This is a genomic window from Candidatus Hydrogenedentota bacterium, assembly GCA_016791475.1.
In the GTDB taxonomy this organism is placed as follows: domain Bacteria; phylum Hydrogenedentota; class Hydrogenedentia; order Hydrogenedentales; family JAEUWI01; genus JAEUWI01.
In genome coordinates this window covers 1-692 of the sequence record JAEUWI010000243.1, presented here as the reverse complement: position 1 = coordinate 692, position 692 = coordinate 1, and the positions used below count along the sequence as shown (strand labels likewise).

2 protein-coding genes are annotated in these 692 nt (G+C 62.6%); both read right to left on the bottom strand.

Annotation, left to right across the window (positions count from 1 at the left end):
• The coding region (locus tag JNK74_28990; protein ID MBL7650218.1) for an FAD-dependent oxidoreductase at window positions 1-224 on the bottom strand (224 nt) is incomplete at its 3' end.
• Window positions 225-389: 165 nt separating this feature from the next.
• On the bottom strand, window positions 390-692 hold a 303-nt coding region (locus JNK74_28985), incomplete at its 5' end, for a rhodanese family protein (GenBank protein MBL7650217.1).

Sequence of the window (692 nt, the reverse complement as noted above, 5' to 3'; positions counted from 1 at the left end):
CGCACGTCGAGCCGATACCGCTCGATGAGCCGCTGCGCCGGCGCCACCAGCAACTTGTCGCGCTGCTCGATCACTCCGCCGATGTAGTATGGCAGCCCGCAATTCGCGAACGACGGCGCCTCGCCCCGTTCGACGAGAATGATCTCCGCCTCTTCGCTCAATCGCCGCGCCCGCGCCGCCGCCGAAGCGCCGCCCGCCACTGCGCCGATGATGACAATCCGCATTGCTTATTTCCTGTGCTCCTTCCTTCGCGCCTTCGCGCCTTTGCGTGAGATCAATCGAAGACGTGTCTCACGCAAAGGCGCGAAGGCGCAAAGAAAATACGAATTAACGACTTGCTCTTTGTTTGTGCGTTTGGTGTGTTTCGTGGTTAAAACGCATTCGCATCTCTAAGAACGATTCCAAGGCATCTTCGCCAGCATCATTCCCATGCCGCAGGTGTCGGTCACGCCGGCGAACAGGAGGCCCGCGCCGATGAAGGCCGACAGCCAGACGAACGCCGGGTGGACAAACCATGCGAGCAAGGCGCCAGTCAAGGCGAGCGAGCCCGCGGCGATGCGCACTTGTCGTTCCAGCGAGATTGTCTGCTTCCCGCGCTCTACGGGCAGCCCCGCCGCGACCCAGGCATTCGTCCCGCCGTCAATGTTCACCACGGTGATCTGCTGCGCGGCGAGTCGCTCGCAAGCCTGCCG